We start from the raw sequence: 1133 nt of genomic DNA, 5'->3' as shown, positions 1-1133 counted from the left end.
GGATTATGCCGTCCGGTCGAGGTCCGTCTTGGGCGCCGGCCCCAACTCCGGGACACTGTTCGCCGCGCGGTCTGGCCATGATGCCACCGCCGCCCGGAGCCGCGACGAGGACAGCCTGCGCCTCGCCTCGGGTACCTTTGCCGACGTGCTTGAGGAGCGCTTCTCGGAGTGGCGGCTGACGTCCGCCGCACGTGACATGGCGATAATGGTGATCAGGGGCTTCTGGATTTCCGAGATCGCCGCCCTGCGCAAGACCTCGGAGGGCAGGGCGAAGGTGCAGGCCAACGCCATCTTTCGCAAGGTCGGGGTGTCGGGGCGGTCGCAACCGATGAGCGTGTTGATTGACGAATTGCTTACCGGCCAGATCGGCGAGCGGCTTTGAACCGCAACGCCGAGCGTCAGACGGCGTTTTCCTGCAGCACCGACATCGGCACGATGTCCAGCGCCCGCAGGTGGGTCGAGCTCAGCCGGACCCTTGGCGCGCAGCCCTCGTCATGGGCCTGCAGGAAGCGCGCGGCGCAGAGGCACCACGTGTCGCCGGGCCGCAGTCCGGGGAAGCGCAACTCGGGGCGCGGGGTCGAGAGGTCGTTGCCCACGTAGGCGGAATAGGCGAGGAACTCGGCCGTCATCACCGCGCAGACCGTGTGGCTGCCGCGATCCTCGGCGCAGGTGTTGCAGTGGCCGTCGCGGAAGAACCCGGTGACCGGCGCCATCGAACATGGCGTCAGCGGGTCTCCCAGAACGTTGATCTCGGGGTCTTTCGCGGACATGGGCGCCTCCTTGCGAGGCAAGCCTGCCTCAGAGCGGCGGCGCTGTCCAGTTCACCCAGCGCCCGTGGAAATCCGCGCGCCCCAGCGAGAACGAGCGGTCTCCCGGCCAGAGCCTGAGGGTGATGCCGGCGCCGGGGCGCTGGCCGTCGTCCTCGAGCGCGACCCATGCCACGGGCGCGTCCTCGGTGGCGGCGGCGCCGGCGGTATCGATGGCGGCGCGGGCGCGGGCCTGCGCCTCGGGCGGGAAATACTGCCACGCGATGGTGGTGTAGATCATCTGGATGGGCCCCGGCGCGTTGCCGGCCATGCGCGCGCCGATCCAGTCGGCGGCATCGCCGCGATCCACCGGCGCGCGGCCGATGG

Annotated in this window: 3 protein-coding genes; 1 reads left to right on the top strand and 2 read right to left on the bottom strand. The window is 70.1% G+C overall.

The genetic code is table 11. The features are described 5' to 3' along the window. On the top strand, positions 1–382 hold a 382-nt coding region (locus HC022_RS27145), incomplete at its 5' end, for a helix-turn-helix transcriptional regulator (RefSeq protein WP_368484866.1). 16 nt (positions 383–398) lie between these two features. Here HC022_RS27145 and HC022_RS27140 read toward each other — a convergent pair. After that, positions 399–770, bottom strand: a complete 372-nt coding sequence (locus HC022_RS27140; RefSeq protein WP_089960899.1) for a DUF2237 family protein — start codon at positions 768–770, stop codon at positions 399–401. Positions 771–798: 28 nt separating this feature from the next. Next, positions 799–1133, bottom strand: a 335-nt coding sequence (locus HC022_RS27135) for a DUF2332 family protein (RefSeq protein WP_167454443.1), incomplete at its 5' end; no start/stop codon positions are given.

It is taken from the genome of Salipiger sp. HF18, from assembly GCF_011806505.1.
GTDB lineage: Bacteria > Pseudomonadota > Alphaproteobacteria > Rhodobacterales > Rhodobacteraceae > Salipiger > Salipiger thiooxidans.
The sequence above is the reverse complement of the archived record's forward strand: the minus strand, read 5'-3'. Positions and strand labels throughout refer to the sequence as shown.